At 67.0% G+C, this 25,779-nt stretch carries 35 protein-coding genes and 1 pseudogene; 11 read left to right on the top strand and 25 right to left on the bottom strand.

Features of this window, described 5'->3' with window-relative positions; translation table 11 throughout:
* Positions 1 to 30 precede the first annotated feature (30 nt).
* Positions 31 to 579, top strand: coding sequence for a carboxymuconolactone decarboxylase family protein (locus AB0E63_RS33560; protein WP_360375122.1), 549 nt, complete (start codon positions 31 to 33; stop codon positions 577 to 579).
* Here AB0E63_RS33560 and AB0E63_RS33555 read toward each other — a convergent pair.
* Genes AB0E63_RS33555 through AB0E63_RS33535 form a run of 5 tightly spaced genes read right to left on the bottom strand, consistent with a single transcriptional unit; the run spans position 554 to position 4,704 of the window.
* Positions 554 to 1,948: an FAD-dependent oxidoreductase gene (locus AB0E63_RS33555; RefSeq protein WP_360375120.1), complete on the bottom strand. Its 1,395-nt coding sequence runs from the start codon at positions 1,946 to 1,948 to the stop codon at positions 554 to 556. The genes AB0E63_RS33560 and AB0E63_RS33555 overlap by 26 nt on opposite strands.
* Positions 1,945 to 2,802, bottom strand: coding sequence for a methyltransferase domain-containing protein (locus AB0E63_RS33550; RefSeq protein ID WP_360375118.1), 858 nt, complete (start codon positions 2,800 to 2,802; stop codon positions 1,945 to 1,947). The genes AB0E63_RS33555 and AB0E63_RS33550 overlap by 4 nt, the downstream gene beginning before the upstream one ends.
* Positions 2,799 to 3,902, bottom strand: a complete 1,104-nt coding sequence (locus tag AB0E63_RS33545; protein ID WP_360375200.1) for a radical SAM protein — start codon at positions 3,900 to 3,902, stop codon at positions 2,799 to 2,801. Before AB0E63_RS33545 ends, AB0E63_RS33550 begins: the two co-directional genes overlap by 4 nt.
* Positions 3,902 to 4,399 (bottom strand): hypothetical protein, encoded by a 498-nt coding sequence (locus tag AB0E63_RS33540; RefSeq protein WP_360375116.1) that lies wholly within the window; start codon positions 4,397 to 4,399, stop codon positions 3,902 to 3,904. Before AB0E63_RS33540 ends, AB0E63_RS33545 begins: the two co-directional genes overlap by 1 nt.
* Positions 4,396 to 4,704, bottom strand: a complete 309-nt coding sequence (locus AB0E63_RS33535; protein WP_360375114.1) for a DUF427 domain-containing protein — start codon at positions 4,702 to 4,704, stop codon at positions 4,396 to 4,398. Before AB0E63_RS33535 ends, AB0E63_RS33540 begins: the two co-directional genes overlap by 4 nt.
* Before the next feature lie 144 nt (positions 4,705 to 4,848).
* Here AB0E63_RS33535 and AB0E63_RS33530 point away from each other — a divergent pair, with 144 nt between their 5' ends.
* On the top strand, positions 4,849 to 5,061 hold the full coding sequence (locus AB0E63_RS33530) for an inorganic phosphate transporter (protein ID WP_360375112.1): 213 nt from the start codon (positions 4,849 to 4,851) through the stop codon (positions 5,059 to 5,061).
* Between the two features lie 95 nt (positions 5,062 to 5,156).
* Here AB0E63_RS33530 and AB0E63_RS33525 read toward each other — a convergent pair whose 3' ends face one another.
* From AB0E63_RS33525 to AB0E63_RS33500, 6 genes are read right to left on the bottom strand one after another with little or no spacing between them, the layout of a single operon-like run.
* Positions 5,157 to 5,291 (bottom strand): hypothetical protein, encoded by a 135-nt coding sequence (locus AB0E63_RS33525; RefSeq protein ID WP_360375110.1) that lies wholly within the window; start codon positions 5,289 to 5,291, stop codon positions 5,157 to 5,159.
* The gene (locus AB0E63_RS33520) at positions 5,267 to 5,701 is read right to left on the bottom strand and encodes a redoxin domain-containing protein (protein WP_360375108.1); all 435 of its coding nucleotides are present in this window, start codon (positions 5,699 to 5,701) and stop codon (positions 5,267 to 5,269) included. Before AB0E63_RS33520 ends, AB0E63_RS33525 begins: the two co-directional genes overlap by 25 nt.
* On the bottom strand, positions 5,676 to 7,013 hold the full coding sequence (locus AB0E63_RS33515) for an MFS transporter (RefSeq protein ID WP_360375106.1): 1,338 nt from the start codon (positions 7,011 to 7,013) through the stop codon (positions 5,676 to 5,678). Before AB0E63_RS33515 ends, AB0E63_RS33520 begins: the two co-directional genes overlap by 26 nt.
* The gene (locus AB0E63_RS33510; RefSeq protein ID WP_360375104.1) at positions 7,010 to 7,135 is read right to left on the bottom strand and encodes a hypothetical protein; all 126 of its coding nucleotides are present in this window, start codon (positions 7,133 to 7,135) and stop codon (positions 7,010 to 7,012) included. Before AB0E63_RS33510 ends, AB0E63_RS33515 begins: the two co-directional genes overlap by 4 nt.
* An 11-nt stretch (positions 7,136 to 7,146) precedes the next feature.
* The gene (nrtS, locus tag AB0E63_RS33505) at positions 7,147 to 8,232 is read right to left on the bottom strand and encodes a nitrate/nitrite transporter NrtS (RefSeq protein ID WP_360375102.1); all 1,086 of its coding nucleotides are present in this window, start codon (positions 8,230 to 8,232) and stop codon (positions 7,147 to 7,149) included.
* Positions 8,229 to 9,422, bottom strand: coding sequence for a DUF3179 domain-containing protein (locus AB0E63_RS33500; protein WP_360375100.1), 1,194 nt, complete (start codon positions 9,420 to 9,422; stop codon positions 8,229 to 8,231). Before AB0E63_RS33500 ends, nrtS begins: the two co-directional genes overlap by 4 nt.
* A gap of 115 nt (positions 9,423 to 9,537) precedes the next feature.
* On the opposite strand from AB0E63_RS33500, the gene AB0E63_RS33495 reads away from it, so the two are divergent.
* The 5 genes and pseudogenes from AB0E63_RS33495 to AB0E63_RS33475 all read left to right on the top strand — a co-directional run bounded on the left by AB0E63_RS33495 (position 9,538) and on the right by AB0E63_RS33475 (position 13,179).
* Positions 9,538 to 10,050, top strand: coding sequence for a redoxin family protein (locus AB0E63_RS33495; RefSeq protein WP_360375098.1), 513 nt, complete (start codon positions 9,538 to 9,540; stop codon positions 10,048 to 10,050).
* A 5-nt stretch (positions 10,051 to 10,055) separates the two neighbouring features.
* The gene (locus AB0E63_RS33490) at positions 10,056 to 10,907 is read left to right on the top strand and encodes a cytochrome c biogenesis protein CcdA (protein ID WP_360375096.1); all 852 of its coding nucleotides are present in this window, start codon (positions 10,056 to 10,058) and stop codon (positions 10,905 to 10,907) included.
* Between the two features lie 803 nt (positions 10,908 to 11,710).
* Positions 11,711 to 12,163 carry a DUF4383 domain-containing protein gene (locus tag AB0E63_RS33485; RefSeq protein ID WP_360375094.1) on the top strand — a complete coding sequence of 151 codons (453 nt, stop codon included), beginning with the start codon at positions 11,711 to 11,713 and terminating at the stop codon, positions 12,161 to 12,163.
* A 93-nt stretch (positions 12,164 to 12,256) separates the two neighbouring features.
* Complete coding sequence (locus AB0E63_RS33480) at positions 12,257 to 12,712, top strand: nitroreductase family deazaflavin-dependent oxidoreductase (RefSeq protein ID WP_360375092.1); 456 nt, start codon at positions 12,257 to 12,259, stop codon at positions 12,710 to 12,712.
* A 51-nt stretch (positions 12,713 to 12,763) separates the two neighbouring features.
* A pseudogene (locus AB0E63_RS33475) lies at positions 12,764 to 13,179 on the top strand (SDR family NAD(P)-dependent oxidoreductase).
* A 201-nt stretch (positions 13,180 to 13,380) separates the two neighbouring features.
* On the opposite strand, the gene AB0E63_RS33470 reads toward AB0E63_RS33475, so the two are convergent.
* Positions 13,381 to 13,488: a hypothetical protein gene (locus AB0E63_RS33470; protein WP_360375198.1), complete on the bottom strand. Its 108-nt coding sequence runs from the start codon at positions 13,486 to 13,488 to the stop codon at positions 13,381 to 13,383.
* A gap of 156 nt (positions 13,489 to 13,644) precedes the next feature.
* Here AB0E63_RS33470 and AB0E63_RS33465 point away from each other — a divergent pair, with 156 nt between their 5' ends.
* The gene (locus AB0E63_RS33465) at positions 13,645 to 14,646 is read left to right on the top strand and encodes a cytochrome c oxidase assembly protein (RefSeq protein WP_360375090.1); all 1,002 of its coding nucleotides are present in this window, start codon (positions 13,645 to 13,647) and stop codon (positions 14,644 to 14,646) included.
* A gap of 97 nt (positions 14,647 to 14,743) precedes the next feature.
* Here AB0E63_RS33465 and AB0E63_RS33460 read toward each other — a convergent pair whose 3' ends face one another.
* The 12 genes from AB0E63_RS33460 to AB0E63_RS33405 all read right to left on the bottom strand — a co-directional run bounded on the left by AB0E63_RS33460 (position 14,744) and on the right by AB0E63_RS33405 (position 22,563).
* Positions 14,744 to 15,241, bottom strand: coding sequence for a hypothetical protein (locus tag AB0E63_RS33460; protein ID WP_360375089.1), 498 nt, complete (start codon positions 15,239 to 15,241; stop codon positions 14,744 to 14,746).
* 307 nt (positions 15,242 to 15,548) lie between these two features.
* Positions 15,549 to 15,806: a DUF2171 domain-containing protein gene (locus AB0E63_RS33455; protein WP_360375087.1), complete on the bottom strand. Its 258-nt coding sequence runs from the start codon at positions 15,804 to 15,806 to the stop codon at positions 15,549 to 15,551.
* Between the two features lie 11 nt (positions 15,807 to 15,817).
* Positions 15,818 to 16,291 (bottom strand): hypothetical protein, encoded by a 474-nt coding sequence (locus AB0E63_RS33450; protein ID WP_360375085.1) that lies wholly within the window; start codon positions 16,289 to 16,291, stop codon positions 15,818 to 15,820.
* A gap of 265 nt (positions 16,292 to 16,556) precedes the next feature.
* Positions 16,557 to 16,811, bottom strand: coding sequence for a DUF4396 domain-containing protein (locus AB0E63_RS33445; RefSeq protein ID WP_360375196.1), 255 nt, complete (start codon positions 16,809 to 16,811; stop codon positions 16,557 to 16,559).
* Between the two features lie 167 nt (positions 16,812 to 16,978).
* Positions 16,979 to 18,181 (bottom strand): cation:proton antiporter, encoded by a 1,203-nt coding sequence (locus tag AB0E63_RS33440; RefSeq protein WP_360375083.1) that lies wholly within the window; start codon positions 18,179 to 18,181, stop codon positions 16,979 to 16,981.
* Between the two features lie 13 nt (positions 18,182 to 18,194).
* Positions 18,195 to 19,484 (bottom strand): ArsB/NhaD family transporter, encoded by a 1,290-nt coding sequence (locus tag AB0E63_RS33435; protein ID WP_360375081.1) that lies wholly within the window; start codon positions 19,482 to 19,484, stop codon positions 18,195 to 18,197.
* A gap of 25 nt (positions 19,485 to 19,509) precedes the next feature.
* Positions 19,510 to 19,956: a CBS domain-containing protein gene (locus AB0E63_RS33430; RefSeq protein WP_360375079.1), complete on the bottom strand. Its 447-nt coding sequence runs from the start codon at positions 19,954 to 19,956 to the stop codon at positions 19,510 to 19,512.
* 520 nt (positions 19,957 to 20,476) lie between these two features.
* Entirely contained in the window at positions 20,477 to 20,938 is a 462-nt protein-coding gene (locus tag AB0E63_RS33425) for an ATP-binding cassette domain-containing protein (protein ID WP_360375194.1), read from the bottom strand.
* The gene (locus tag AB0E63_RS33420) at positions 20,935 to 21,180 is read right to left on the bottom strand and encodes an ATP-binding cassette domain-containing protein (protein WP_360375077.1); all 246 of its coding nucleotides are present in this window, start codon (positions 21,178 to 21,180) and stop codon (positions 20,935 to 20,937) included. Before AB0E63_RS33420 ends, AB0E63_RS33425 begins: the two co-directional genes overlap by 4 nt.
* A 22-nt stretch (positions 21,181 to 21,202) precedes the next feature.
* Positions 21,203 to 21,757 carry a TetR family transcriptional regulator gene (locus AB0E63_RS33415; RefSeq protein ID WP_360375075.1) on the bottom strand — a complete coding sequence of 185 codons (555 nt, stop codon included), beginning with the start codon at positions 21,755 to 21,757 and terminating at the stop codon, positions 21,203 to 21,205.
* A 48-nt stretch (positions 21,758 to 21,805) separates the two neighbouring features.
* Positions 21,806 to 22,174: a hypothetical protein gene (locus tag AB0E63_RS33410; RefSeq protein ID WP_360375073.1), complete on the bottom strand. Its 369-nt coding sequence runs from the start codon at positions 22,172 to 22,174 to the stop codon at positions 21,806 to 21,808.
* Complete coding sequence (locus AB0E63_RS33405) at positions 22,174 to 22,563, bottom strand: VOC family protein (protein ID WP_360375071.1); 390 nt, start codon at positions 22,561 to 22,563, stop codon at positions 22,174 to 22,176. The genes AB0E63_RS33410 and AB0E63_RS33405 overlap by 1 nt, the downstream gene beginning before the upstream one ends.
* 208 nt (positions 22,564 to 22,771) lie before the next feature.
* Between AB0E63_RS33405 and AB0E63_RS33400 the strand changes: the two genes are divergently transcribed.
* Both AB0E63_RS33400 and AB0E63_RS33395 read left to right on the top strand, forming a co-directional pair.
* On the top strand, positions 22,772 to 23,143 hold the full coding sequence (locus AB0E63_RS33400) for a YciI family protein (RefSeq protein WP_360375069.1): 372 nt from the start codon (positions 22,772 to 22,774) through the stop codon (positions 23,141 to 23,143).
* 4 nt (positions 23,144 to 23,147) lie between these two features.
* The gene (locus AB0E63_RS33395; RefSeq protein ID WP_360375067.1) at positions 23,148 to 24,344 is read left to right on the top strand and encodes a DUF6596 domain-containing protein; all 1,197 of its coding nucleotides are present in this window, start codon (positions 23,148 to 23,150) and stop codon (positions 24,342 to 24,344) included.
* Positions 24,345 to 24,409: 65 nt separating this feature from the next.
* Here the strand turns inward: AB0E63_RS33395 and AB0E63_RS33390 are convergent, their stop codons facing one another.
* Complete coding sequence (locus tag AB0E63_RS33390) at positions 24,410 to 24,805, bottom strand: nuclear transport factor 2 family protein (protein WP_360375065.1); 396 nt, start codon at positions 24,803 to 24,805, stop codon at positions 24,410 to 24,412.
* 121 nt (positions 24,806 to 24,926) lie between these two features.
* Between AB0E63_RS33390 and AB0E63_RS33385 the strand changes: the two genes are divergently transcribed.
* On the top strand, positions 24,927 to 25,779 hold an 853-nt coding region (locus AB0E63_RS33385), incomplete at its 3' end, for a helix-turn-helix transcriptional regulator (protein ID WP_360375192.1).

Below are 25,779 nucleotides of genomic sequence, written 5' to 3'. Positions count from 1 at the left end.
CGCCGAACCCGCAACGAGAAAGGGAGATCGATGACGGAGTTCACCATCCATGACGAACACACCGCCCCGGACGAAGCGCGCCCGGTCCTGGCTGGGATCCGCAAGTACCTCGGATTCATCCCGAACCTGTACGGCATCATGGCGGAGTCGCCTGAGGCGTTGAACGCGTACCAGGCGCTTTCGCAGCAGTTCCGCAGGACGTCGCTGCCCAAGGGCGGTCAGGACGTTGTGTGGCTTACGGTCAGCCGGCTCAATGGCTGCCACTACTGCATGGCCGTGCACTCCACCAACGCTCTGCGGTCCGGACTGGACAGTGAAGCGGTCGCCGCGCTGCGGGATGGTGAACCGTTGGCCGACCCACAGTTGGAGGCGATCCGCAGGTTCACCCAGGCCGTGGTCACCGAGCAGGGCGACGTTCCCGAGGACGAGGTGCAGCAGTTCGTGTCGGCTGGGTTCGCGCAGCGGCAGATCCTGGACGTCCTTGTAGGTGTGGCGATGAAGACATTGTCGAACTACATCAACCACCTGGCCCACACGCCACTGGACGATGCGTTCACCGCCCAGGCCTGGGAGGCCTGACTCCCGCGCTCACAGTTCGCGTCGTCCGGCCGTCGATTGTCATGAAGAACTGGGCGGCGGCGAGTTGGACCGCCATCGACCAGGTCGGGTACGCGTGGCTGGTCGCGGCCAGCCGGCCGGTGAACATGCCGGTTGCCATCGCGAGCGTCGGTTCGTGGATGAGTTCCCCGGCCCGTTCGGCAACGATCGTGGCGCCGAGTATCCGGCCGCCGCCGAGGTTGCCGAGCAGCCGTCGCCGCCCGGCGACGAGTTTCACGAAACCGTCCGTCGCGCGCGCGGTCAATGCGCGGTCGAGTCCGATCATCGGAAGCTCGGCGATCCGGGCGCCGGCCGGTGCCTCGGTGGCCAGGATGCCGACCTGGGCGACCTCGGGATCGGTGAACACCACCTGTGGGATGACATCCTCGCGGTAGGTCGCCGGCCACCGGCCGAGTGCGTTCCCGACCGCGATCCGACCCATTTGATAGGCCGCGTGGGTGAGTTGTGTTCGTCCGGTGACGTCACCGGCTGCGTAGATCCCGCGTGCCGTGGTGGCGAGGTGTTTGTCGGTCCGGACGTAGCCGCGGGGATCGGTCTCGACGCCTGCGGCGCCGACCGCGAGGTCTGCCGCCGGTGGCCTGCGGCCGATCGCGACGAGAATGTGCGTGGCCGTCACCGTCGTACCGTCGTCCAGTTCCAGGTGCGGGCCGGGAAGGACGGTTTTCAGGCCGGCCGAGACCCGGACGTCGACGCCCTCGCGGGTCAGCACCTCGGCAATGATCGCCGAGGCGAGCGGGTCCTGGTCGGGGAGCAGCCGGTCGGCCCGCTCGATCAGGGTGACCTGGCTGCAGAGCCGGCTGAAGGCCTGGGCCAGTTCGCACCCGATCGCGCCGCCGCCGACGATCGCCAGCGCCCGCGGTAACTCCGGCAGGTCGAAGATCGTCTCGTTGGTCAGGAACCCGGTCTCGCGCAGCCCGGGAATGCGCGGCACGGCCGGCGATGAGCCGGTCGCGATCACCACCCGGCGCGCGGTGATCGTTCGGCCACCGACGTCGATCCGGTCGCGGGACCGAAACCTGGCTCGCTCGAGAATGACGTCGATGCCTTCGGCGCGAAGTACGTCGGCATCTTCCGTCGCGGCGATCGCCGCGATCACGTCACGCACCCGTTGCGCGGCCACCGCGTAGGGAACACCTGCCCGCGCGGCCTCGACCAGGGTCCTGGACGGGACGCAGCCGGTGAAGGTGCAGTCCCCACCGGGCTGGCCGTCGGACACCAGCAACGTCCTCGCGCCCATGCCGACCCCGGCGCGGGCGGCGCCGAGACCGGCGGCCCCCGCGCCGATCACCACCAGGTCGTACTCGTCCACTACTCGTTGTGGTCGGTTCATGATCCCCGCACGCTTTGCGATCCGGCCCGGACCCGGCCGGTGACCGCGCTGGCGGAGCGGTCCGTCGTCGGCTTCTCGGCGGCGACAAGTGCGTACCCGAGGACCCCGTCGGTGACCGCGGCGCGGGCCGCGCTGAGTACTGGCGCGGCCCGGTCGACGTCGACGCCGTACGCCTCGAGCTTGGATCGGGAGGTGAGGCGGAGGAACTGCAGGCGGGCTTCGATCTGGTCGATCATCCGGCTGATGGCGGCGTCGTGGTGCTCGATGTCGGTGACGCGCAGCCCGGCGTCGGTCAGGATGTCGGCGTACTCCGTGGCAGGGCGGGCATCGGCCACGCAGGCGATCCACGCGCTGAGCGTGGTGAGCTCCGGGGGTAGCCGGTCGCGGTCGGCGGTCACGTCGGTGATGCCGACCCGCCCACCCGGTTTCAGTACGCGGGCGAACTCGCGAGCGGCTGCCGGTTTGTCGGGGAAGGTGCACAGAGCGGATTCGCAGACGACAGCGCCGAACGCGCCGTCCGGACATGGCAGCTTCTCGGCGTCGCCGAGCTCGAACCGGACACGATCAGCCAGTCCACCCGCCTGGGCGGCGCCGTTGCTGAGGGCCACGTTCGCGGAGGACAGGTCGATGCCGGTCACGGTCACGTCGTACTCATGGGCGATCATCAGTGCCGACGTCCCGCGGCCGGAGGCGACGTCGAGTACCGTCTGTCCGGCCCGGAGTTCCAACGCGGTCGCGAGCCGGCGCGTCAGTGTGGATCCGCCGGGGTGGTAGGAGTCGCCGAGCAGCATCGCGACCAGGTCGGAGGAGTACGCCGTCGCGCAGCAGGCCTTGATGTCGCCAGGGTCGGTCATCGCGACCTCCCGGGACCGTTGTGACCGTTCGCGATCTTCGATCCGTAGGGTGAGTCGGTCAAGACGGGTTGCAGAGCAATCGAGTTCGGCACCACGTCGGCGACGGGCACACCGGACATCTCGGCGCGGACCTGTTCGCGATAGCCGACGGAGTTGTAGGCGCAGAACGGGATCAGCCGGCCGTCCGGGGTGATCTCCTCCACGCAGCACTTCATCAACTGCCGCACGTTGAGCGTGTACGGGTCCTGGAAGTCCTGGACCACGATCATGAACGCCTTGTCGCTGATCTCCTTGACCGCCTCCGGGAGGTTGATGCCGCAGGCATCCGCACAGTCGAGCGCTTCGGCGACGTGGCGGAGCCGCTCGTTGGAGGTCTCGGTACCAATGAACGCCGACGCGCTCCACAACTTCTCGAGCGCCTCCCGGACACCGTCGCCCGGCAGCACCCGGTTGGAGACGTAGTCGAGGTAGTCCTCGACATTCAGCAACCGCGGAATCGGCACCAGCCCGAAGTCCGGTTCACCGGGCACGCCCTCGGTGAGCAGATAGGTGATGGATCGGCAGGTCGGGAAGCAGCACGGGACCGGGAAGAAGTCGTCGGTGCGGAACCACTGCGGCAACTGGTCGGCGATCAGATGCAGTACGTCGGAGTTCGTCAACCGGGTCATCGGATCGAACGTCGAGTGCCGCCCGGAATGCGTGACCGGCTGGAACGCGATCGACCGAACGGCCGGATGTGCCAGGCCATGGGTGATGATCGGGCCGATCTCGTGCTCGTTGAGGCCACGCTCGATCGCCGCTACGAGAGTGACCGTGAGCCCCACCTCGGCGCAGTTATCCAGCGCCCGTTGCTTGATCGCGCGTAGGTCGCGGCCGCGGATCGCGCGGTGGGTGTTCTCGTCGAAGCCGTCGAACTGCAGATAGATGTTCAGCGCCCGGTCTGGTCGATTGCGGCGGCCGAGTTCAGCGACGAAGCGCTTGTCGGAGGCCAGCCGGATACCGTTGGTGTTGAGGTTGACCGACTTGATCGGCCGCTGCTGGGCGAGGTCGATGAACTCCAGGATCTGCTTGTGGATCGTCGGTTCGCCGCCGGAGAACATCACCACCTCGGCTCGCCCTCGCTGGCCACGAACACGTCCAGCATCCGAGCGCACTGTTCGGCGGTGATCGAGTAGCCGTCAGGCTGGTGGCCGGAGTCGGCGAAGCAGATCGGGCAGTCCAGGTTGCAGCCGGTGTTGACCTCGATGATCCCGAGACAGGCGTGCTGCTTGTGCTCCGGGCACAGCCCGCAATCGCTCGGGCAACCCTCCTTGACCTCGGTCTGGAACGTCAGCGGGATCGTGCCCGGTTTGTTGAACCGCATCGAGTCCATGTACATCCGTGCATCGCCGTACACGAGGGCTTCGAACTCGCCGTGCTCGGCGCAGCGTTTGCGCAGGTAGACCTTGTCGTCACGGATGTTGACCTGCGCATCGATGACCACCTTGCAGACCGGGCAGATCGACCGGGTCAACTCCACGAACACTTCGTCGCGGTCCTGCTTGCGCCGCACCGCCTCGCCCAGGTGATCCGTCGTCTCCTCCAGTGCGTCGGTCACCGGCCGGCCCGCATCGCGTTGTCGGTGACCTGGACGCCCTTCCAGAACGCGACCCGGTTCTTGACCTTGCGGGCCAGCGGCGACGGATGCGGGTAGTACCAGGCCGCGTCGGTGTTCGTGACGCCGTCCACGGTGATCGAATAGTACGACGCGAGACCCTTCCACGGGCACAGCGACTTGTTGGAACTGGTGTCGAAGTACTGCCGGCTCAGTGACTCGGCAGGGAAATAGTGGTTGCCCTCCACCACGATCGTGTCATCACTCTCGGCCAGTACGGCGCCGTTCCAGACAGCTCGCATCGCCATCGATCTCCATTCCCACCGCGGATGGTGTTGTCACCCTCGACGTTAGGCGTCCGCGGCACCGAGTTCGGTGACCGCGCTCACTGAAGCGCCCGTCCAGCGGCTCGTAAGGTCGCGTGATCCCGGCACGGCTGCCCCAGCGAAGAGGTGACTCGGCATGACGACCATCGTGGCGCTGCTCGCGGCGGCCGGGTCGCACGGCGCCTGGGCGAAGACGTCACAAGACTGGATCACGTGAGCGGGCTGCAGGCGAACTTGACCACTGCGGTGCTGGTCGGGCTCGGCGGCGCACGGGGACTGCCGATGTCGACGACGCACGTGTCGACGGGCGCGATCGCCGGCTCCACGCGGGCCGGCTGAACCTCCGGACCCTACGAGACTTCGGCATCGCGTGGATCGCCACACCGGTCGTGGCCGGGGTCGTCGCGGCGCTGACGTCGCTCCTCACATGATGTTCAGCGGCTGGCCGCAGCGCGCGCGGCGGCCATGATCCGGGAGACGGATGGGTAGTCGCCGAGGGTCTTGCCGCGGTGCAGAAACCGCACCGTACGGTCGCGGTCGAGGATCACCAGGCCAGGTGCCTGCAACACGTGGTCGGTGATGCGCCCCTGGCGCGCGCGGCGGGCGGCACGGAAATAGTTGCGCCAGGTGACCGGTTCGAGAAGCGCCGACCACGGGATGTGGCGCAGGTCGAGAGCGCCGTACAGGCGGTGGGTGGGTCGAGCAGTAGCGGGAAGGCGATGCCGTGGTCCATCAGGTCTCGTGCCTGATAGTCGGCCGCGCCGCCGACGGCTACGATGTGTACGCCGATCTGGTCGAGTTCGGCCCGTACGTCGTTGAGTTCGTGGAGGAACGATCGGCAGGGCATGCATCCGTAGTAGCGGACCAGCGGCATGATAGTCGGCCGGTCGAGGAGTTCGTCCAGTTCGGCCGGCTGACCGTTGGCGTCGTACAGGGTGAGGGTTTCGAGCTGGTCACCGACGTCGACCATGCGCTGCATCGGTTCCTCCGGTTGGTGTGTGGTGGGTGGCGATGGGGTAGCCGATGGCGACGGCGGCGTACCCGCAGGCGATCACGGTCAGCATCGGGTAGGACTTGCCGTTGTCGGGCAGGGCGACGGCGGCGACCGCGGCGGCTGCGACAAAGGTGGCGTTGAACAGGGTGTCGTAGAACGAGAACACGCGTCCGCGGAAGTCGTCGGTGACATGTTCTTGCAGGGTGGCTTGGACACAGATCTGGGTGCCTTGGGCAACCAAGCCGAGCAGGAGGGCCGCGACGAGCAGCGGCGCCATCCGGTACGGCAGGCCGAAGGCCACCTCCACCGCGGCGGCGACGCCGTACAGTGTCGTGATCCAGGCCCGTTTCGACCATCGCCGCGTGATCGCCGGTGTGATTGCCGCGGCGAGCACGGCGCCCACGATGGAGGCGGCGACCACCTGGGCGGCCCCGGCCATTCCGGCGCGCAGCAGACCGGCGTCGGTGAAGTAGTTCCGGTACAGCAGCAGCGTCGCGATGGTCGAGATGCCGTAGAAGAAGCGATCTACACCGATCGCCACCAGGGCAGCTGCGGCCTGGCGGTGCGCGGCCACGGTCCTGGCCCCGGCGACAACCTCACGCCACGCCCCGGCTGCGATCGCCACGGCGGACATGTCCATGGAAGTCGTGGGCCCCAGCGCGTCGCGGTCGAACCGCAACGTCATCAAGAACACCAACGCGTAGACGGCCGCCGCGGCAACTGCTGCCACAGCAGCCGCGACGTCACCGCTGGCGCCCAAAACACGGGGTGCCAGCCCGAGCGCTCCACCAACAACGGTTGCGGCGGTGCCGAGCGCGGTCCACACCGAGTTCGCGGGTACGAGCTGGGCGGGTGGCACCACCCGTGGGAGGGCGGCGGAGGCGGCGGCGTTGAACAGCCTGCCCGCGCTCACCGCGACCAGCGCCACCAGGTAGAACATCGGCCCGCTTGGGCCGGTCGTCACGAGGAGCCCGGCAGCTGTCGTGACCAAGGCGGCGCGCAGCACAGTACACGCCGCGAGGACCCGGGTTCTGCGCCAATGGTCCAGCAAGACACCCGCGAGCGGCCCGATCAGGCTGTACGGCAGAAGTAGTACGGCGAACCCCGCGGCCGCCCGTCCCGCCGTAGTGGCGTGCTCGGGGTTGAAGAACACCGCCCCGGCCAGGCTGGCATGGAAGATCCCGTCGCCGGCCACCGCTGCCGACCGGATACGAGTCAGCCGCGCGAAACCGGCCAGCTGCCACAGCGCCCGGCCACCGGCCCACTTGCGATTTCGGATCGATCGGCTCGATGTCATCCCCGACCTCCCTGGCAACTCCCGTACCGGATGGTGCGAGCGATGGCCCGCAGCGCGAGGACCGCCTGCAGCGCCGTCGGCGGCAGGGTTGCGTCGGGCGGCAGCGACGGCAGATACGACATCCAGATTCTCCTCAGTGTCGGTCGTGGGGCAGGTGGGCGACGACACGCCGCAGCGGCAGGGGCAGGAATCGGCCTGGGCGGGCCCACCCGGCGAGGAGTCCTTTGGCTCGAGCGATCGCCTCGGACTCGACACCCGGCAGGTACAACCCGTCGATCATCAGCTCGGCGTCGGTCGCGCCGACGGTCTCGCGACGGAACACGCAGCGCCGGTCGGAGTCGATCAGAAAGCCCTGTCCACGCAGCAGCCCGGGCAGGTCGTCACGCGCCCGCGGGTTGGGCCACGGCTCGGAGCGGACCCGCAGAGCCCGCATCACCCGGACCCATGCGACGATCCCCGAGCGGTGATGCCACACCTCGAGAGGCGACACCCTGGACGGGACCAGCGCGACCAACGTTCCGCCGGGTCGAAGGACGCGCCGTACCTCTGCCAGGACTGAGTCCACGGGCGTGAGCACCTGCAGACACATCGCGGCGCACACCACGTCGACCGTTGCGTCGGGCAGCGGCAGCACGTCCGCCCGAGCGCAGAGCAACGGCACACGGCCCCCCGCGGAAGCGGCAGCCAGCTCACCCATTGACGCATCGAGCCCCAGCCACCCGGGCCGGCGCAACAGCTCACGCGTCGGAGCCGACCCGCAGGCGATGTCGAGGATCCGGCCCGACGCATCCTGCAGTGGTAGGTCCACCAGCCACGCGTACGGCGTCTCGCCGCGCTGGCTGATCGCTTGGCCAAGAATCTGCTCGGTGATGCCCGAACGCCGCTCGTGATAGTCCGCAACGTAGCCCGGCCAGTCGACAGCGGGTCCCCGCACCCGACGGCCCGACAGATAGCCGGTGCTGGCGACCAGGAACGGCACCAGGTAGTTCACCGCCACTCGAACCCAGGTGCCGTAGGTGGCGCCACCGCCGGCGATCACCGACCCCTGGTTCACCAGCGACAGCACGGTGCCGACCACCGCTGCCACGGGCAGCGCCTTGCGTGCGGTGCGGCCGCGCACGACCAGCAGCACGGCGTCGCGTGGTCTCGACCACGAGCACCGCGGACAGGTCCGGCCACCCGAGTGCGGGCACGCTTCGGCCGCTGTTCGGGTGGTCACCCGATGACCCGGGTATCGGGGTGGAAAGTCACCCAGGCGAACCAGAACGTGTCGAGGAAACGCAGCGGCTCCAACTGGCCTCCGGTCAGCGGTCCGCTGATGGCGCGCCCGAGGACATCCCAGCGCGAGTCCGTCTCACGATCCCGGAAACCGGTGCCATCAGCAACGAAATGGAGGCGCCGGACGGCTACGAGGGGATCGAAGACGGCAACACTGCCGACGTCACGACCTCGGGTGATGTTCTCGTCGTCGAGGGCTGAGGCCTGGCCGGGCCGGTGCCACATGATCAGTTGGCTGTCGTCGACCGTGACTTCGAGGACGGCCTTCTGGGCGAGCGTCGAGCGGACGACGGCGATCGCGTCGCGGGTGCCGGAGACGCCGATCACGCGTTCCTTCGCCGGGAGCCGCGCGTCCGTGCCAGGCAGCGGGAACAGCGGTTGCCCGGTCGGGTCGTCGTACCCGGCGTACGGATTGCGGCCGTACGGACGGTCGTAGCCGGTGTCGCGGCTCAGGACCCATGCGTCGGGGTGTGCGGTTTGGAAGTCGCGCCACGCCACGGTGCCCATCGGGATGGCCTTCAGGGTGGTGCCGGTGAGCACGCCGAGGGCTGCCTGCCCGGTGAGCTGGGGCCACAGCGACTCGGTCTGCCGGTCGTACATCACCAGGTTGTCGGCGTACAGGCGGCCCGACGTACCGAACGACAGCACCCTCCCCGCAGCGCGGCGGTCGAACGCGACCCCAGAGTTGCACAGCGGGCAGTACGTGACCGCAACCGGCACCCCGCCGACGGTGTCGGTCACGATCTCATGCCAGACCATGATCTGCAGCGGGTACCCACGCGTCTCACCGCCGACCGTGAGCGACAGCAGCGGCTCGGTGCCGGCCAGCCAGCCGACCGTCGCCGCGCGGGAGAACCGCGGCTCGTCGATCGGTGGGATCCCGTCGGGCGGCGGCCCACCGGACACGATCTGGTCCGGGTTCAGCAGCGGTCTCGGCAGGTGCTGGTCACGCATGTTGTCCAGCGCGGACGGCCCGTCCTCCCGCGGGCCGGCGGCGACCTGAGGTAGCTCGACGTGCTCGAGCTCCTCCAGAGGGGAGCCGCTCTGCCGGTCCGTCGTGTTCGATGGCGACGAGCACGCCGTGACGGCAAGTAGCGTCACGGCCAGGAGCCTGACGATCCGTCCGCGCATGACCACAGCATCGCCCCGAAACGCCGCTTGTTCGGTGATCGCGCTCACGGTTCGGCTCCGGCGTCTGCTGCACCATGAGTCTGTGAAGACCATCCGTTGGTGCACGAGTCGGACCGTGACAGTATCCGGGCTGCTGATCACGGCGATTGCGGTCGGGGCCTGCGGTGGCCCGGCGTCAACGGGCGCGCCGCCGGCCGGACCGTCGCCGAGCTCAGGGCAGACCACGGCGCCGGTCGCCAACCTGGACTTCACCGCGCGAACCATCACCGGCGCGACCTTTGACGGCCGCCGATTGGCCGGCAAGCCCGCCGTGTTGTGGTTCTGGGCGCCGTGGTGCCCGACCTGCCGGGCCCAATCGGGCTGGGTAAGCGCGCTGGCCGAGAAGTACGCCGGAAAGGTCAACGTGGTCGGCGTCGGAGGCCTGGACGAGAGCGGCGCGATCCGCGACTTCGGGTCCAAGCTCAGCAGCTTCCCGCAGCTCGACGATGCACGTGGCGCGGTGTGGACCCGGTTCGGGGTGATCGTCCAGAGCTCGTACGTCGTACTCGACCGGGACGGCCGGGTCACGTTCCAGGGCTACCTGGACAACGACGAGCTGGACCGGCGCGTCGCGCAACTCGTGAGCTGACCACGATGTCCGAAGGTCTGCTGGCCATCGCGCTCGGGGCGGGCATGCTGGCCAGCGTGAACCCCTGCGGGTTCGCGCTCCTGCCGGCGTACCTGTCCCTGCTGGTCGTCGGGGACCAGCCATCGAGTCGCGCCGTCGCGGTGGGCCGCGCGCTGATCCTCACGGCCGGCATGACGCTCGGATTCACGCTCGTCTTCGGCGTGTTCGGCCTCGCCCTCGCACCGGTCGCCTCGTCGATACAGCGCTACCTGCCCTGGTTCACCATCGGCCTCGGTATTCTGCTCGCCGGCCTCGGTGCCTGGCTCCTCCTGGGCCGGGCACTGCCGGGGCTTCGCCTGCACCGACGTGGTCCTGCGACCATGACGCGGTCTTGGCGGTCGATGATCGCCTTCGGCGCGTCGTACGCCGTCGCATCCCTGAGCTGCACGATCGCGCCCTTCCTTGCCGTCGTGGTGTCCAGCTTCCGCGCCGACTCGATCTGGTCCGGCGCGATCTTGTTCCTGGTGTACGCGGCCGGGATGGGACTGGTCGTCGGGACCGCGGCCGTCGCGGTCGCCCTGGCCCGGACGTCTCTGCTCGGACGATTACGCCGCATCGGGGCGGTCCTACCACGAGCCGCAGGCGTTCTCCTGGTCGCGTCCGGCGGCTACGTCGCGTACTACGGCTGGTGGGAGATCCGCACCCTCCGTGGCGATTCAACCGCCAACGATCCCATCATCGGCACCGCCAGCACCATCCAGCACGCCGTCGCCAACACCATCGACCGCCTAGGTCTCGCCGGAATCGCAGTCGCACTCGCATTCGTCCTCATCGTCGCCGGCCTCACTGTGACTCACCGGCGGACACCGCCGCGATAAGCGCGTGGCCGGACCGACTTCGGACCGACGCTTGGCTAGGAGCGTTCGGCGCGCGCCCGACGCTTCTCGGTAGGAGCACGGTGTCTTTGTGGAATACAGTCGCGGCGAGTCCGGGTTTCCTCGTTGCGGGTACAGCACCCGCGTCGCGGGCGGTGGCTCCAAAGTCCCGCCGCCCGGTGACCGACAACTGTGATGGGCATGATCAAGCGTTCTGCCATCGCAACGGCCGCAGCCCCGGCGCTGATGATCACCGGCGCCGGTCTCTCCTCGGCATAAGAGGGCACGGTCATGACAGCCACGATCAGCCAAGGTTCCTGCCATCACCAGCGACGATGCATTTTGGTCCTGATCCTCGGCTTCACCGCCTGCCTGGGCAACGGGTGGCTGGTCGGGACCCCATGTGGACGGGTTATCGGGCACACGAGGACTGCGCTCGGATTGAGCAGAGTTTGAGGTTTCATGACGGTCCGCCAGGAGCCGGACACCGGGCACCGCTTGTGGCCTACAGTCATAGGCCAAGCACGGGCCGGATGTGGAATTCGTGGACCTCTGTCGTGGACGGGTTGGCCCCCTGACCAGGACAGGGCCGTGGATCGGAGCCTCGGTGTTCGGGTGGCGCTCGAGTGGGTGGTGTCCTGCTTGGGCCCGGGTTCGTAGCTGCCTGGATGGTTCCGGACCTGAAGGCCGTGCCGACACGGGTGCTGGTGGCGGTTGCCGTCGGCGAGTTTGTCACCGGCACCCGACCGGATTGCGACGACGCAGGTTGTGAGGACTGAACGCCGGCCGCGAATGAGGAGCAGCTCGTGGACGACCACACATCGACCCGTCTCATCCCGACATCCGTTCAGGAGCTGGCGCTGTGGATCGCGGGCGTCCTGCTGACCCTGTCGTGCTTCGGATTTCTTCGTCTGTTTGCAGAGCATCTCGAGTACGTGGACCTCAGCGTCGTGGGATCAGAGACGCTTCTCGGTCTCTTCCACGTGTCGGTGCTCCACAACGTCGTTCATCTGCTGCTCGGTGCGGGTGCCGTGTTAAGCGCGGGATCGCTCCACTACTGCCGCCGATTTCTCGCGATCACCGGCGGTGTGATGGTCGCCCTTTTGCTGTACGGCGCCCTCGATCAGACACCGCTGATCCCGGACCTCGTGCCGACTGGCAAGGCAGACACCTGGCTGCACGCAATCCTCGCAGTCACCATGCTCGTCGCAAGCACGCTCCGCTCCAGGAAGCGTCGTGCGTCGCTCGGGTCGGTGTGACTGAAGCGAGTCAATCACCACTTACGAATCGAGGTCTTTTGAATGCCTGGAGCGTCTGCGTTGCCTGCTGTCGTGGCCGACAGACTCGTCGCTGTGGCAACCCAAGCTTTGCGTAATCGCCGGCTGATGCGGACACCGATTGTTCTCTATCGCGCCCGGCTCGGATTCCTGTTCGGACAGCGAATGCTGATGCTCGAACACATCGGCCGGAAGACCGGCAACCGCCGCTACGTTGTCCTGGAAGTCATCGACCGGCCCGACTCCGGCAGCTACGTCGTCGTCTCCGGCTTCGGGACCCGGGCCCAGTGGTATCGGAACGTCGTTGCGAACCCTGACGTCCGCGTCTGGAGCCGTAGTCGCGGCCCGGCCCGCGCCACTGCGGACATACTTCCGGCGGATCGGGCTGCGGCCTGCCTCGACCGCTACGTCAGGCGGCACCCCGAGGCCTGGGAGACGATGAAACCCGCCCTCGAGAACACGCTCGGTTCACCGATCGACGACCGCGGCGCAGCACTCCCTATGGTGCAGTTCCGCCTCGCCGGGCGGTAGCCGCCCGGCACGGTGCCGTCCAGCCGACCGGTCACGCCCAGCGAGGACTCCATGTCGCCGTCCAGCAACGCCGCCGTCCTGATCAACAATGTCGGCGTCATGCATCAAGGCTTCGCCGAAGAAATGTCAGTTGCTGCGGGCCAAGAGCTGTTCGAGACCAACTTCTTCGGCACAGTACGCATGACGCGAGCTGTGCTCCCAGGCATGCGCGCAGGCAGGGGCGGATCATCAACGTTGGCTCGCTTGCTGCCTGGGTCGGAGAACCCGGTGAGGGGCTCTACGCCGCATCCAAAGCCGCTCTGGCCCGCTACACCGAGGCTCGGCGTATGAAGTCCGGCACCGCGATATCCACGTCAGCCTGGTCGAACCCGGTGCGTACAGGACCGGTGTGCTGCTGCGGTCGACCGCCTCGGAAACCACCATCCCGGAGTACGACGGACCGCGGGAGAGCGCCCGGCGCACCCTGAACAAGGCCTTGCGGACGGGCGGTGCAGCTACGAGCTGCCATGAACGCGGCTTTTCGAGCCGATTCACCGCGACAGATCCGCCGGGTGTTCAGACCAGTTGTTGTGCCCGGTTGATGAGTTGCGCGACGTTCTCCTCGGAGAGGAAGGTCGTGAGTGGGGTCGTGCTGGCGGTGTACGGCGTACCTGACGGCCTCGGCGCGGTCACGGAGTCCGAGTTGCGCAGGGTTTGCCGACATCGTGCTCGACGGTCTTGCGGCTGATGAACAGCCGGTCGGGGATCTCCGGGTTCGAGAGCCCTTCGCCGGTCAGCCGCAGTACGTTCTCGTCACGATCCCGCCGTTGCGAAACGAGAGTTGTGCACCGGTAGAGACTTCCTCAAGCGCGCATGCCGGCCCCAGGTCCTTGATTGCAGTATGCAATGCTTGCATTGAACAAGTTGTGGAGGTGGGGATGACGGGCGGGCCGATGTCTGATGTGAGTTCGATGCCGCCACCACTGGACTGGGGCTCGTTTCTGGGCAGTTGGAGGCTTGCGCCGGGGTGGCTCGCGGTCGGCCTGTTGTTCGCGGGCGGCTACATCGTCCTGCGGGTGCGAGGCCTGGAGCGGTCGACGGTTCCCCCGTGGCGAGCGGTGTCGTTCGGCCTCGGCTGCGCGGTGCTGTGGATCTGCGTGGCCTCTGGGATCGGTCGCTATGCGATGGCGGTGTTCTGGATGCACATGGTGCTCCACCTGCTGCTCATCATGGTGGTCCCCGCTCTGCTTGTTTTAGGACATCCGGTGACGGTTGTCATCGAAGCTCTTCCGGTCCGTCGTCAGTCCCGGGCGCGGTTGCTGGTGGCCTCGCGGCCGGTCGGCGTCCTCACTCATCCAGCGAGCGGGCTGGCGGTCTACACGGTGGTGATCATCGGGACTCACCTGACGGGGTTCATGGACCAGATGGCGACGCATGCCTGGCTGATGCCGGCTGAGCAGGTCCTGTACGTCGCCACCGGGTACCTGTTCTTCCTGCCTCTTCTGGGGGAGGAGCCGATTCGTCCAGACCCGGGGTACCTGCTGCGACTGGTGCTGTTCCTGATCGCAATGGTGCCGGACACCGTCGTCGGGATCGTCCTGCTGCAGGCGACGCCCGATCCGTTCCCGGTGATGATGGGCCAGCACCCGTCCTGGGCGCCGCTGGCACTGACCGACATCCACACGGCCGGTGGACTGATGTGGGCGGTTGGGGACGGGCTCATGATGTTCGCCGCCGTCGGGCTGATGATTTCCGTTGTCACCTCGCCCAGCCGTCGTGCGCGGATGACCGGCCCGTGGCTGGATCGGGTACGTAGCACTGTGATCGCGACCGAGGTCGGTGTCGATCCCGCGCGGCGGCTCGACCCGGACAGCGACGAGGCGTACGCGGCCTACAACCGCATGCTCCAGCGGCTCGCCGCCGATCATGGCAGCGAGCCGAAGAAGGGCTCGTGACCTTCGCCGCACAATCCGCGCCGAGGTCGCCGGGTCCGCGGAAACCGTCACGGACTGCCAAAGTGTCCGTCCCGTTCGTCAGTCGAACACCCTTGCGTCAGTCGACATGCTGAATTGCCCGTACTCGCGGAAGCCCGAGGTAGACGGACAACCTCTGTGTCCACTCGGGCATCGCGAACTGTGGGTAGCGGCCAGGCGCGGCGACGATCACCACTTCTTGACTACCGGTCGTCCCCACCAAGGCGCGCGCGCCGGAGAGCATGTCCCCGTGAGTGATCGCAACGGTCACGTTGCCGTCGCCCGCCGCCCTCAGGTGCCTGGCGCTCTTTGCCACGATCTCCCCGAGGCCGGAGCCAGACTGGTCCTCGTCCTCGGTCGGTCGAACATTCATGTGCCGTGCGAGCGCCGCTGAGCCGAAGGTGTCGCCAGGCCGCAGACCGAACATCGCGAGTCCGCTGTCGCCGGTGCTCGCCTGCTTTGTAGCGATCAGCAGGTGAAAGTCCACCGGACCGTCGGTTGCTCGGTGAGCCGCTGCCGCGGTCGCGTCCTGCGCAGACAGTTCTCCGTCGACCGCAACAACAACCTGATGAGTCATTGGCCTTCTCTCCACTTGTTGTCTTCGATGGAGGTCTGATGACCTCGTACCCCCGAGGTCGTTTCGCTAACTGGCAGGTGAAGCCTCGTCAACAGATCGCAAAGTGAGCGCAACGGCGAGCCGAGCGCTGCGAGCGGCGTTGGGGAGACACGCGGCGGTTTGGGTTCGTGCTCATTTCTTGCGCAGTGCAGCATTTGCTGCCAGCGCGAAGACCGTCGAGACGGCGATGATCGAAATCGTCAGGATTGCGTGGTGCATCGTGTGTCCAGTCCGGATGTCGAGCGCAGGCAACGCGGCGCGAGCATCCTCAGATCCAGCGTCCGTAATCGATACTCAGATCGGCGGCGGAGACAGAGAGGAATACCTGATCCTCGTCCGTCGCCGCGATCTGCTCCGCGCGGACGTAGCAGTCGTTGTCCATCAGCCCGGCGCCGGCCACCGTGAGGAGGCTCGTGTCGACGTCCTTGACCGTGCCGACAAGTTTGCCGTTGGCATCGATCACCGACATGCCGATCCAGGCATCCCACATCAGCAACGCTGTCTGCGCGGATGTACGCCGATCCACATCGATTCGACTCAGCGCTCTACGAGGTGGACCATGGGGAGGTCGACCCGGGAGCGGATCGTCGATGCCAGATCTCGCTGGAGCAGCGTCGCCAGCCGATGCCGCCTCGTCACGACCACAATTTCCTGACTGTGAGTGGTCGTGATCGCATCGAGCAACGCATCGATGGGCTCTTGCTCGGCGACGACTCCGGATACGGACGCTTGCAGAGCCTCCATGCGCTCGACGCTCTTCTGCATCAGACGCTCGGCCTCCTGACGAGCGCCGTCGGTGCGGGCCGAGACGTCGCCGAGCGGGCGCACCAGATGGTAGCGACAGGGCGTGCTCTTCATCTGATAAAGGTCCGTCATTCGCCTTGCCGAGGTACCCGTCAGCTCATTCTCGACCAGTACTGCGACGTCGAACCAGCCGTCAGCAGGGCCGAACGCGCTACCTGTCTCCTGAAGCGCTGTTCGGGTGTCTGAAGCGTCATCGAGCCGGGTCATAGTCAGTCTCCTCTCACTTTCATCAACCTGGCTCCAGACCTACCCGCTGCTTCATAGTTGCCAAAGGGTCTAGTCGCAGTCGTCAAGAGAACTCAACGTGCGGTCTCCGGGGAGCGGTCGCGTTGATGGTCGTCGGCGCTCGGCCGTCACATAAACGCAAAACGATGGCAGTCGGCTGGTCACATCGGTCTGCCCCATCGCTTGGCTTCGACGTTCGCCCGTCCGATGGAACGGGCCTACATTCGTTCTTTCCAGCCGATTCGGATCAGCCGGCGTTCACCGGCCAGGCAGTGAAGAAGCCGAGGATCATGGCCAGTTCCATCATCTGCCAATAGGCCGCGGTCGTCTTCGGCAGGCCTGGCGGGAAGAGCACCGTTTGGTGGGCCCACATGCCGGCAAAGAGCCCGATCTGGAACGCGAGGATCGACAGTGTGTCGGCCTTGATCGCCGCCCACAATCCCTGCCTCGGACTCAGATCGCGCATCGGAGCGATGGTGAAGTACTGGAACACTCTGCCCAGCAGCCAGTCTGGCCGGTCGCCTTCGGCACCGTTGTGCTCGTACTCGCCGGGCTGTGGCGATCGACCGCGACGGCCTGCTGTTCACTCAGCAGCAGACTTGCTGACGGTTGGTCCCCTCGGTCGACGTCAGGGAGGACGGCGAGCCTCTGCAGACACCCCGGGGGGCGTCAGGCGTCGCCGGCCCCTTGGGCCGTCGGGGTGGGTTCTGCTGTGAGGTCGGCGCCTTCGAAGGAGCGGGCGACGAGGATGTCGGTGGACGAGTGGGCGACGATCGACAGCACGATGGTGAGGGCGACGAGGTGGAACACCTGATCGGCGGCGGGGATTCCGGATTCGAGGACGAGTAGGCCGTAGACGACCGAGGCGAAGCCTTTTGGGCCGAACCACATTGCTGCCAGCTGTTCGCGTGGGCCGAGTCCGGAGCGCAGGAATGAGAGCGCGAGTGCGAGCGGCCGAGCGACGAGCAGCGCGACGACGGCGAGGATCCAGCCCTGCCAGGAGATCTCGGCGAGGAACTCCAGGGAGATCAGGGAGCCGAAGACCAGGAGGGCGGCGAGCTTGAGCACTTCGGCGATCAGTTCGCCGAAGTGCTCGAACGCGGCGCGCTGAGCCGGTCCGAAGGTGGCGACCGTGATGCCGGCTGCGAAGGCGGCGAGGAAGAGGTTGCCGTGCAGAGTCTGCGCGAGCGCGAGAACGAGCAGTCCGATGGCCATGGCGTTGAGCGGCTCGTACTTCGTGGAAGCGGCGAACAACGGCGTGCGCTCGAGGCGGATGGCGATCCACGGCACGGCGACGCCGATCGCGACGCCGACGGTCAGTTCGAGTGCCAGTTCGCCGAGGTGCAGGCAGTCGTGACCGGCGGCAACCGCCAGGAAGACCATCACGAACGGCAAGGCGAGGCCGTCGTTCACGCCGGACTCGACGTTCAGCAGATGCCGCAGCCGGGCCGGGACCTTCTCGTTGCCTACCAGCGCGGAGGCGAACACCGGGTCGGTGGGTGCCAGGATCGCGCCGATCAGCAGCGATTCGGGCCAGCCCAGTCCGACCACGAAGTGTGCGGCGAGGGCGGTGATCGCAAGGGTGAGTGGAAGACCCCAACCCAGTGCGCGACCCGGCAGCCGCCAGGCGGACCGCAAGTCGGACCAGCCGACCCGCATGCCGTCGGTGAACAGTACGGCGAACAACGCGAGCTCGGCCAGCACCGAGACCACCGGCGACCCGGGCTCGAGATCGAGCACGCCGGTGGTCTCGGGGCCGAGCACGAACCCGGCGACGAGGAAAAGGACCGCGGTCGAGAGAATCGTTCGCCCGGCCAGGCTCGACACCAGGACCGCAAGCAGCAGGACGGCCGCGAAACACAACAGCAGCATTGGATCTCCCGAGTCAGGACAGGACGAAGTACCGCAGCCAGAGGTACGGAGCGGCGACGACGATGGTGATCGCGGTCATCACCACGCCCTTGCGGGTGAACTCCCAGAAGCTGATCGGGCTGCCGGCGCGCAGGGCGATGCCGATCACCACGACGTTCGCGCTGGCACCCACCGCGGTCGCGTTCCCGCCGAAGTCCGCACCGGCGGCGAGGGCCCACCACAGGGCGTGGCCGTGCGCCGGATCGGTAACGCTCTTGGACAGTTCCAGGACCACGGGGCTCATCGTGGCGACGTACGGGATGTTGTCGACAATGCCGGACAGGACGGCCGAAACGACCAGGATCAGCATCACAGCCAGCAGGGGCTTGCCGTTCGTCGCCTCACCGACCAGGTCGGCGAGTTCGGCGATCACCCCGGTCTTCACCAAGGCACCGACCATGATGAACAGGCCCGCGAAGAACAGCAGTGTCTGCCACTCGACACTGGACATGTAGTGCCGTGTGGGGACCTTCGAGATCAGCACGAGCAACCCGGCGCCGAGCAAGGCGACAACTGCCGGCTCGACGTGGAACACGGTGTGCCCGACGAACCCGGCGAACACCAGAACGAGCACCGCGCCGCACTTGATCAGCAGCCGCGTGTCCTGGATCGCTTCGCGCTCGTTGAGGCGCAAGACGTCGGCGACGCGGTCCTCGTCGACGGCGAACGAGCCTTTGAACAGCCGTGGCAGCACGAGTGTGAACACGATGAGTTCGATCACGACCAATGGGGTCATGTGGATCAGGAAGTCGTTGAAGGTGAGGCCGGACCGGCTGGCGATGATGATGTTCGGCGGGTCACCGATCAGCGTGGCGGCGCCGCCGATGTTGGATGCCATCACTTCGGCGATCAGGAACGGGACCGGGTTGATCCCGAGGCGGTCGCAGACCAGGAGCGTGACTGGGGCGATCAGCAGGACGGTGGTCACGTTGTCCAGGAACGCCGAGGCGATCGCGGTGATCAGCGTGAGCAGGATCATCACCCGCAGGGGCGATCCCTTGGCGCGTTTGGCGGCCCAGATCGCGACGTACTCGAAGACTCCGGTACGGCGCAGGATGCCGACGATGATCATCATTCCGAGCAGCAGGAAGATGACGTCCCAGTCGATGCCGGTCTCGTGGGAGTAGAAGGCATGCTCGGAATCGGTGACCCCGAGCGCAAGCAGGACCGCGGCGCCACCGAGCGCCGCGAGCAGCTTGTGCGTCCACTCGGTTGCGATCAGCACGTACGCGATCACGAAGACAACAATCGCGATGACGGTCACGCCGTCACCGCCAGGGAGTCAGGCGCTACGAGTGCGGTATTGCGAGCTGAAGCAGTCTCGACGCTGTGATCGCTCCGATGATTTCTTTGTCCTTGACGACGGCAACCAACGGACATCGCAGGCGCGCCATGATCGCAGCCACTTCCAGGACGGTGTCGTCGTAGTTCACCACCGGCAACTCGGTAGGCTCGTCGGGCAGCATCTGCCGGACGGTCACATTTGTGAGCTTGTCGGCAACTCGATCGGCCAGGGACTCGTCGATCACCCGGGCTAGCGACGGGTCGTCCTGCACATAGCTCGGCACCAGGCAGCGGACCACCTGTGATGCGGGCAACACCGAGTACGGGCGTTGTTCCTTGTCCACCACGATGATTCCGGGCAACCGCTGGGAGGCGAGTAGCTCGGCCGCCTGACGCGCATCCGTGTCCATCGTGACCACTGGGTACGTCTCGGCGATTTGTTCTGCGTGCACCTTTGAACGATACGCCGGTGGCGCACGACGCACAGAATGTGACGCTGCCGTTACCGCTGCAGTTCGTCGCCGTCCACGTCACGCCGCCTCCCGGAATCGCTGATCCGCCCGCACCCCAGCTGGGGACGGGCACTGCCGACCAGACTTCCCGGCGCACCGCGGCCAAGCTTCCCTTATCTACGAACCTCGGCGCAAACGAACGTCGTTACTCGGCGTGGTCGGCCGAGCGACCCGGCTTGAAGAGTGACGTCCATCTCGACCAAGTAGACGGCTCCGGCTGCGGTGCGGGAATCGGTATCGTGGCCGCCCTTTCGAGCCGGTCGTAGATGCGGACGGTCACTGTTTGCCGACCGCTTGGAGCTCGGCAGGCCGTCGACGAGCGGTCCGAGTTTCGCGGCCAGTTGAGGATCGTTAGTGTGGACGGCCAGCAGCATCGAGGAGCAGATGAGCGCGATGCCGAGCACGATCAGGACCGAGGTGACTCGCACGACGGTCGCGTGTGCGAGCTTGGTGAACTCTGTCACGAGCGCGGTGATCTTGCGGCGGTGTCGTCGCTGTGGACGAGGTCGAAGAAGGAGCGCTCGATGTCGATGCCGTGTGGGTCGAGCGTTCCGATGATCCGCCCGGCGTTCAGGACAGAGATTCGGTCGGCCACCCGGGCGACTTCGTCGAGGTGATGGCTGCTGACGAAGACGCCTGCTCCTGTGCCCGAGCGGCGCAGCAATGCCTCGCGGAGCAGGATCACTCCGGCCGGGTCGAGGGTGTTGGTGGGCTCGTCGAGCACAATGAAGCTGGGTTGGTGTTGTAGTGCCGACGCGAGGCCGAGACGTTGTTTGTTGCCGAGCGAGAGTTTGCTTGCGCGGCGGTCGGCGTACTGGCCGAGATGTAGTTCTGCGATGGCGGCGCTGACGATGCCTGGGATGTTGGCCGGCGCGACGCCGTGGAGTCTGGCGCCGAGGGCGAGGTTCTGCCGGCAGGTCAGTTCGTGGTACGCCAGCGGGTAGTCGACCAGGTGTCCGACGGTCGTCCAGTCGGCATGTCGGCATGTCGGAGGCTTCGACCGGCGATGGTGACGGTTCCGCGATCAGGCTTGAGCATGCCCAGGAGCAGCCGCATGAGCGTGGACTTTCCGGCACCGTTCAGGCCGACCAATGCGTGGATCTCGCCCGGAGCGACCCGGATGTCGACGCCCCGTACACCGGTGCCGTCGTCGAACGTTCGCACCAGACCGTGTGCTTGGACCGTGTCAGTGATGGCGATCCTCCAAGACGTCCAGAGCGGTCTCGATGGCCTGTCCGAGGTCATCGTCGTCGGTCATGCTCCACTCGAGCAGGGCCGTGTTGAGTGCGCTCATCACGGCGCTGGCTGCGATGAGTGCCTTCTTTCGGGAGGTCGTGCCGTCGGTCAGAGCCTCCGCGATCACCGCTTCGGTCGCGGCCGTGCCGGCGGCGATGCTCGCACGCAACGCGGGGGTGTGGGCGACGATGCGGAGCCGGACCCGTACCTGCGCGATCGACGGCCGTGGGACTTGCCGCCACGCTGCCCGGACTCCGCGGGCCGCACGGCTGATCGGATCGAGACTGGTCGGCTGTTGACGGATCGCGGCGCCGATCACGGGGTCGTACGGATCATCCACGAGCACACTCGCCTTGCCGGGGAAGTGCCGGAAGAACGTCATCTCCGTGACCCCTGCGCGCGCGGCGATGTCGCTGACGCTCGTGCCGTCGTACCCGCGCTCCGTGAACAGCTCCAGCGCCGCGGTCAACAGCCGTTCGCGCGTCCGTTCGGACCGTGAACTCACGGCTCAAATGTTAGTCACTAACATTCAGTCTTGGCAAGGCTTGTCGGATCACGCGTCCAGGGACGCCCGGGCGAAGTCGACCGCCTCGCGGAGCAGGGCCCTCCAGAGGTCCCGGTCGATGGTGGGCAGGGCGACCCATTCGCGGAAGACCTTGCCGGCCGGCGCGAACTGGGCCCCGGCGCCTGAGTCCACGAGTTCGGACACGCGTGCTGCCGGGAGTTTGACGACGAGACCGCTCGTGGTGTCGTACGAGGCGAAGAATCGGCCGGCGAGCCGTAGGCAGGGGTAGCCCATCATGGTGGAGCGGCCGATGGCTGGTTCGTAGAGGAGGTCGTCGGTGAGTTCGTCGTACAGCTCGCGGCCGGCGTCCTCGCCGGACTTCGCCGGCGGGGACGCCTCTCCTGGGTCGGGTGACATCAGGGCGCCGGTGGGGTGAAGACCCCGAACTGGTTGCCGGACGGGTCGCGCAGGTAGGCGAAGGCGGGTGCGCCGGGCCCGGGGTCGAGGTGCTTGCTGACCACGGACCCGCCGAGTTGCTCGGCGTCGGTGCAGGTCGCTTCGACGTCGGCGACGAGGATGTAGAAGACCGCGTGGTTGGGCAGTTGTCCGCGGGTGCCGAAGATGCCGCCCATCGGGGCGTCGGACCCGGAGGCCTTGATGTTGCGGTAGTCCATGCCGCCGGATGCCGCGGGACCGTCGGCGTCGAAGGTCCAGTCGAACAGGCTGCCGTAGAACTTCTGGGCGCCGTCTGCGTCGTCGGTCGCGACCTCGAACCAGGCCAGGCTGCCGGGAGCGGGTTGGGTCATTGGTCTGTCCTCCAGCGTGTGGTTGACCCGCCGCAGCGGCGGGCTCGGTCCCACGGTCACAGCCGCTCGCGACAACCCTATGTCGGAGTTTGACGGAAGTTTCTTGGATCGGCGATGGCGAAGATCGAGATGCTGAGGTGTCCTGATCGCGTACCCGTGTTTCGTCACAAGGTCGGAGCGGGACGGTCCCGCGGAGTCGAGGTTTGAGATGAACCAGTACCTGTTGTCGGTGTACGACGGTGGACCGAGCGGGCCGGCCACGCCCGAGGAGATGCACGCCTTCATGGGCCGCGTCGTCGCGCTCGAGGAGGAGATGGACGCTGCAGGGGCGTTCGTGTTCGGTGGAGCGCTGCACGGAGCGGATGCGGCGACTGTTGTGCGGGGTGGCACCGGCCTGGACAAGGTGACCACTGACGGTCCGTTCGTGGAGGCCAAGGAACACATCGGCGGGTTCTACGTCATCAACGCCGAGGACCTGGACGCGGCGCTGGCGTGGGCGGAGAAGGTGGTGGAGGCGATTGACCGCGACATCGAGGTGCGGCCGTTCAGAGCGACAGGCCGGGTTCAGGCCGGCCACTGACGAGATGGAGGAAGTCGAGCGCGCGTTCCGTGACGCCAGCGGGCCGGCGGTGGCCACACTGGTGCGGCTGTTCGGTGACATCAGCCTGGCCGAGGACGCCGCACAGGATGCGTTCGTGACCGCCATGGATCGGTGGCCGCGGGACGGCGTACCGGGGAACCCGGCCGGCTGGATCGTTACGACCGCACGCAACCGCGCGGTCGACGTCGTACGGCGGAACGCGCGCGGACGCGAGTTGACCAAGGAGATCGCCGCCGACTGGTTGCGAGGCGAGGCCTCCGGTGCGGTGGGTGAGGATCAGCTGAGGCTGATCTTCACCTGCTGTCATCCGGCGCTACGGGGTGAGCACCAGGTGGCGCTCACCCTCCGCCTCATCGCCGGACTCGATCTCGGGGACCTGGCATCGGCGTTCCTGGTGAGTGAGGAGGCGATGGCCAAGCGGTTGGTGCGGGCGAAGTACAAGATCAAGGCGGCCCGGATCCCGTATCGCGTGCCTGGCGACGCGGAGTTGCCCGGTCGGCTGCGAGCAGTCCTGTCAGTGCTGTACCTGGTGTACAACGCCGGTGGCGACGACAGACGGCACGCGTACCTTCGCACCGAGGCGATCCGGCTCTCCCGGCTCCTGCGTGGTTTGATGCCCGCCGAACCGGAGGTTGTCGGTCTCCTTGCGCTGATGCTGCTCGGTGAAGCTCGCAGGCCAGCTCGCGGTGACCAAGGGATCGGGGTACTGCTCCAGGATCAGGATCGCTCGCTGTGGGACCATGCCCTGATCGACGAGGGGCAGACGCTCGTATTGTCCTGCATCCGGCGACGGCAGCTCGGGCCGTTCCAGTTGCAGGCCGCGATCCAGGCACTGCACTGCGCTGCAGCCCGCTACGAGGACACCGACTGGTCCGCGATTGTTCGCTTCTACGACCGGCTGCTCAGGGCGATGCCGACCCCAGTCGTTGCCTTGAACCGTGCCATTGCGGTCGCCGAGCTCCACGGGCCTGGCGCCGGACTGGACATCCTGGACGCACTCGCCGACGAACTCGACGACTACCACCTGCTACACGCCGCCCGTGGCCACATGCTGAACAAGCTCGGCCGGCGAACCGAGGCCGCGACTGCCTACACCCGCGCTGCATCCGTCGCCAGAACCGAACCCGCCAGGACGTTCCTCCAAGAACAGGCGGCTTTCCAACACCGCCAGAACCTCTGACCCTTGAGGCTGCCCTCGCAGACGTCGGCTGCACCGCGACTGGATTCGGCTGCGCCGGAGGCGGATCAATGTGGGAAGCCGTCCGGAGCGCGGTCGAGGAAGCCGGCGATCGCAACGATGCGGCCTTCTTCGTCGAGTTCGAGTACGTCGGTCCCGGTCGCGAATGAGGTTTTGTCGACCGTCAGTTCCCATTCCAGGCGGGCGCGGCCGTGGTGTGCCTGCGGGAGCGTCCTGGTCTCGAACCGGTAGTTGGGGGAGTGGTCGGCGAACTGGTCGCGGAAGCCGATGAGTTCATCGACCCCGTGTAGCACGCCTACGGGTGCGTGGTAGGCGACGGTGGTCGCGAAGGTCGTTGTGGCCAGCCGCTGCTGCTCGTCCTCGGTGGAGGCGTTCCAGAAGTCGACGTACCGCTGGACGGCGAGCAGCCCGGTGTCGGTCTCGGGGACGGTGTTCTCGGTCATCGAAGGTCTCCTTCGGTCGGTTGATGTGCTCCACTCTGGGATGCGAGGGGATGCGTCTCAAGAACCTCGGAGGTGATTGCCTGGCGTCCGGTACGGCGGCATTGTGGCGCGCGTGAGCGTGATGTCTGTGGGCTCGGACGAGCCGGTCGGGGTGCTGGTGAAGCGGTGGCGGGAGCGGCGTCGTCGCTCGCAGCTGGATGTATCACTGGCCGCGGACCTGTCGGCGAAACATCTCAGCTACATCGAGACCGGGCGGTCGAACCCCAGCCGGGACATGCTCGAGAAGATCTGCGACGAACTCGATGTCCCCTTGCGGGAACGCAACCGGTTGTACCTGGCCGCGGGCTTCGCGCCGGTTCATCGTGAACGTCCGTTCCGGGAGCTGGGTCCGGCTCGGGAGGCCGTTCAGGCGGTGCTGACCGGCATGGAGCCGAACCCGGCGGTCGCTGTGAACGTCTGCTGGGACCTGCTGTCGGCCAACCAGGCGATGCAGCCGTTCCTCCGTGATCTGCCCGGCGAGCTCGCCGGACCGCCGCTCAACATGTTGCGTGCGACGCTGCACCCTGCCGGGATGGCATCGATGGTTCGCAATCTGGAGCAGTGGCGGGCTCATGTGCTCCGCCGGGTACGACGCCAACTCGAGCGGACCGCGGCGGACGGGCTCCGTGAGTTGCTCGCCGAGCTCGAGACGTACGGCGGGTCGGCGTCCTCCGGCGCTCCGGTTGGCTCCGATCTCGTCGTACCGCTGGAGTTGTCGACCCCGTTCGGCGAGCTGGCATTCCTCTATGCGGCAACGGTCTTCGGTTCGCCGCGCGACGTCACGCTGGACGAGATCGCGATCGAGACGTTCTTTCCGGCCGATGCGGCAACCACGCGGATCCTTAGTGGTCCGCGCCGTAAGTTCGTCGGGGTTGTTCATGCGGCTTGTGCGAGGGCCGGTGTGGCGGTCTGGTGCTGGTCGATTCGTTGGAGTA

Origin of the sequence: Kribbella sp. NPDC026596, assembly GCF_040638415.1 — a bacterium.
Classification (GTDB): Bacteria; Actinomycetota; Actinomycetes; order Propionibacteriales; family Kribbellaceae; genus Kribbella.
Note: the sequence above shows the minus strand (reverse complement) of the source record. Positions and strands in the feature narration are given on the sequence as shown.

Excerpts from the sequence above, each read along its gene's own strand:
- AB0E63_RS33515 (WP_360375106.1), bottom strand. The coding sequence starts at position 7,013 with ATGACATCGAGCCGATCGATCCGAAATCGCAAGTGGGCCGGTGGCCGG.
- AB0E63_RS33535 (WP_360375114.1), bottom strand. The coding sequence starts at position 4,704 with ATGGCGATGCGAGCTGTCTGGAACGGCGCCGTACTGGCCGAGAGTGAT.
- AB0E63_RS33440 (WP_360375083.1), bottom strand. The coding sequence starts at position 18,181 with ATGCTGCTGTTGTGTTTCGCGGCCGTCCTGCTGCTTGCGGTCCTGGTG.
- AB0E63_RS33555 (WP_360375120.1), bottom strand. The coding sequence starts at position 1,948 with ATGAACCGACCACAACGAGTAGTGGACGAGTACGACCTGGTGGTGATC.
- AB0E63_RS33500 (WP_360375100.1), bottom strand. The coding sequence starts at position 9,422 with ATGCGCGGACGGATCGTCAGGCTCCTGGCCGTGACGCTACTTGCCGTC.
- AB0E63_RS33450 (WP_360375085.1), bottom strand. The coding sequence starts at position 16,291 with ATGACCCGGCTCGATGACGCTTCAGACACCCGAACAGCGCTTCAGGAG.
- AB0E63_RS33550 (WP_360375118.1), bottom strand. The coding sequence starts at position 2,802 with ATGACCGACCCTGGCGACATCAAGGCCTGCTGCGCGACGGCGTACTCC.
- AB0E63_RS33405 (WP_360375071.1), bottom strand. The coding sequence starts at position 22,563 with ATGACCCAACCCGCTCCCGGCAGCCTGGCCTGGTTCGAGGTCGCGACC.
- AB0E63_RS33390 (WP_360375065.1), bottom strand. The coding sequence starts at position 24,805 with ATGACCGAGAACACCGTCCCCGAGACCGACACCGGGCTGCTCGCCGTC.
- AB0E63_RS33545 (WP_360375200.1), bottom strand. The coding sequence starts at position 3,902 with ATGTTCTCCGGCGGCGAACCGACGATCCACAAGCAGATCCTGGAGTTC.
- AB0E63_RS33490 (WP_360375096.1), top strand. The coding sequence starts at position 10,056 with ATGTCCGAAGGTCTGCTGGCCATCGCGCTCGGGGCGGGCATGCTGGCC.
- AB0E63_RS33520 (WP_360375108.1), bottom strand. The coding sequence starts at position 5,701 with ATGCAGCGCATGGTCGACGTCGGTGACCAGCTCGAAACCCTCACCCTG.
- AB0E63_RS33510 (WP_360375104.1), bottom strand. The coding sequence starts at position 7,135 with ATGTCGTATCTGCCGTCGCTGCCGCCCGACGCAACCCTGCCGCCGACG.
- AB0E63_RS33465 (WP_360375090.1), top strand. The coding sequence starts at position 13,645 with ATGTCTGATGTGAGTTCGATGCCGCCACCACTGGACTGGGGCTCGTTT.
- AB0E63_RS33410 (WP_360375073.1), bottom strand. The coding sequence starts at position 22,174 with ATGTCACCCGACCCAGGAGAGGCGTCCCCGCCGGCGAAGTCCGGCGAG.
- AB0E63_RS33560 (WP_360375122.1), top strand. The coding sequence starts at position 31 with ATGACGGAGTTCACCATCCATGACGAACACACCGCCCCGGACGAAGCG.
- AB0E63_RS33460 (WP_360375089.1), bottom strand. The coding sequence starts at position 15,241 with ATGACTCATCAGGTTGTTGTTGCGGTCGACGGAGAACTGTCTGCGCAG.
- AB0E63_RS33395 (WP_360375067.1), top strand. The coding sequence starts at position 23,148 with ATGGAGGAAGTCGAGCGCGCGTTCCGTGACGCCAGCGGGCCGGCGGTG.
- AB0E63_RS33400 (WP_360375069.1), top strand. The coding sequence starts at position 22,772 with ATGAACCAGTACCTGTTGTCGGTGTACGACGGTGGACCGAGCGGGCCG.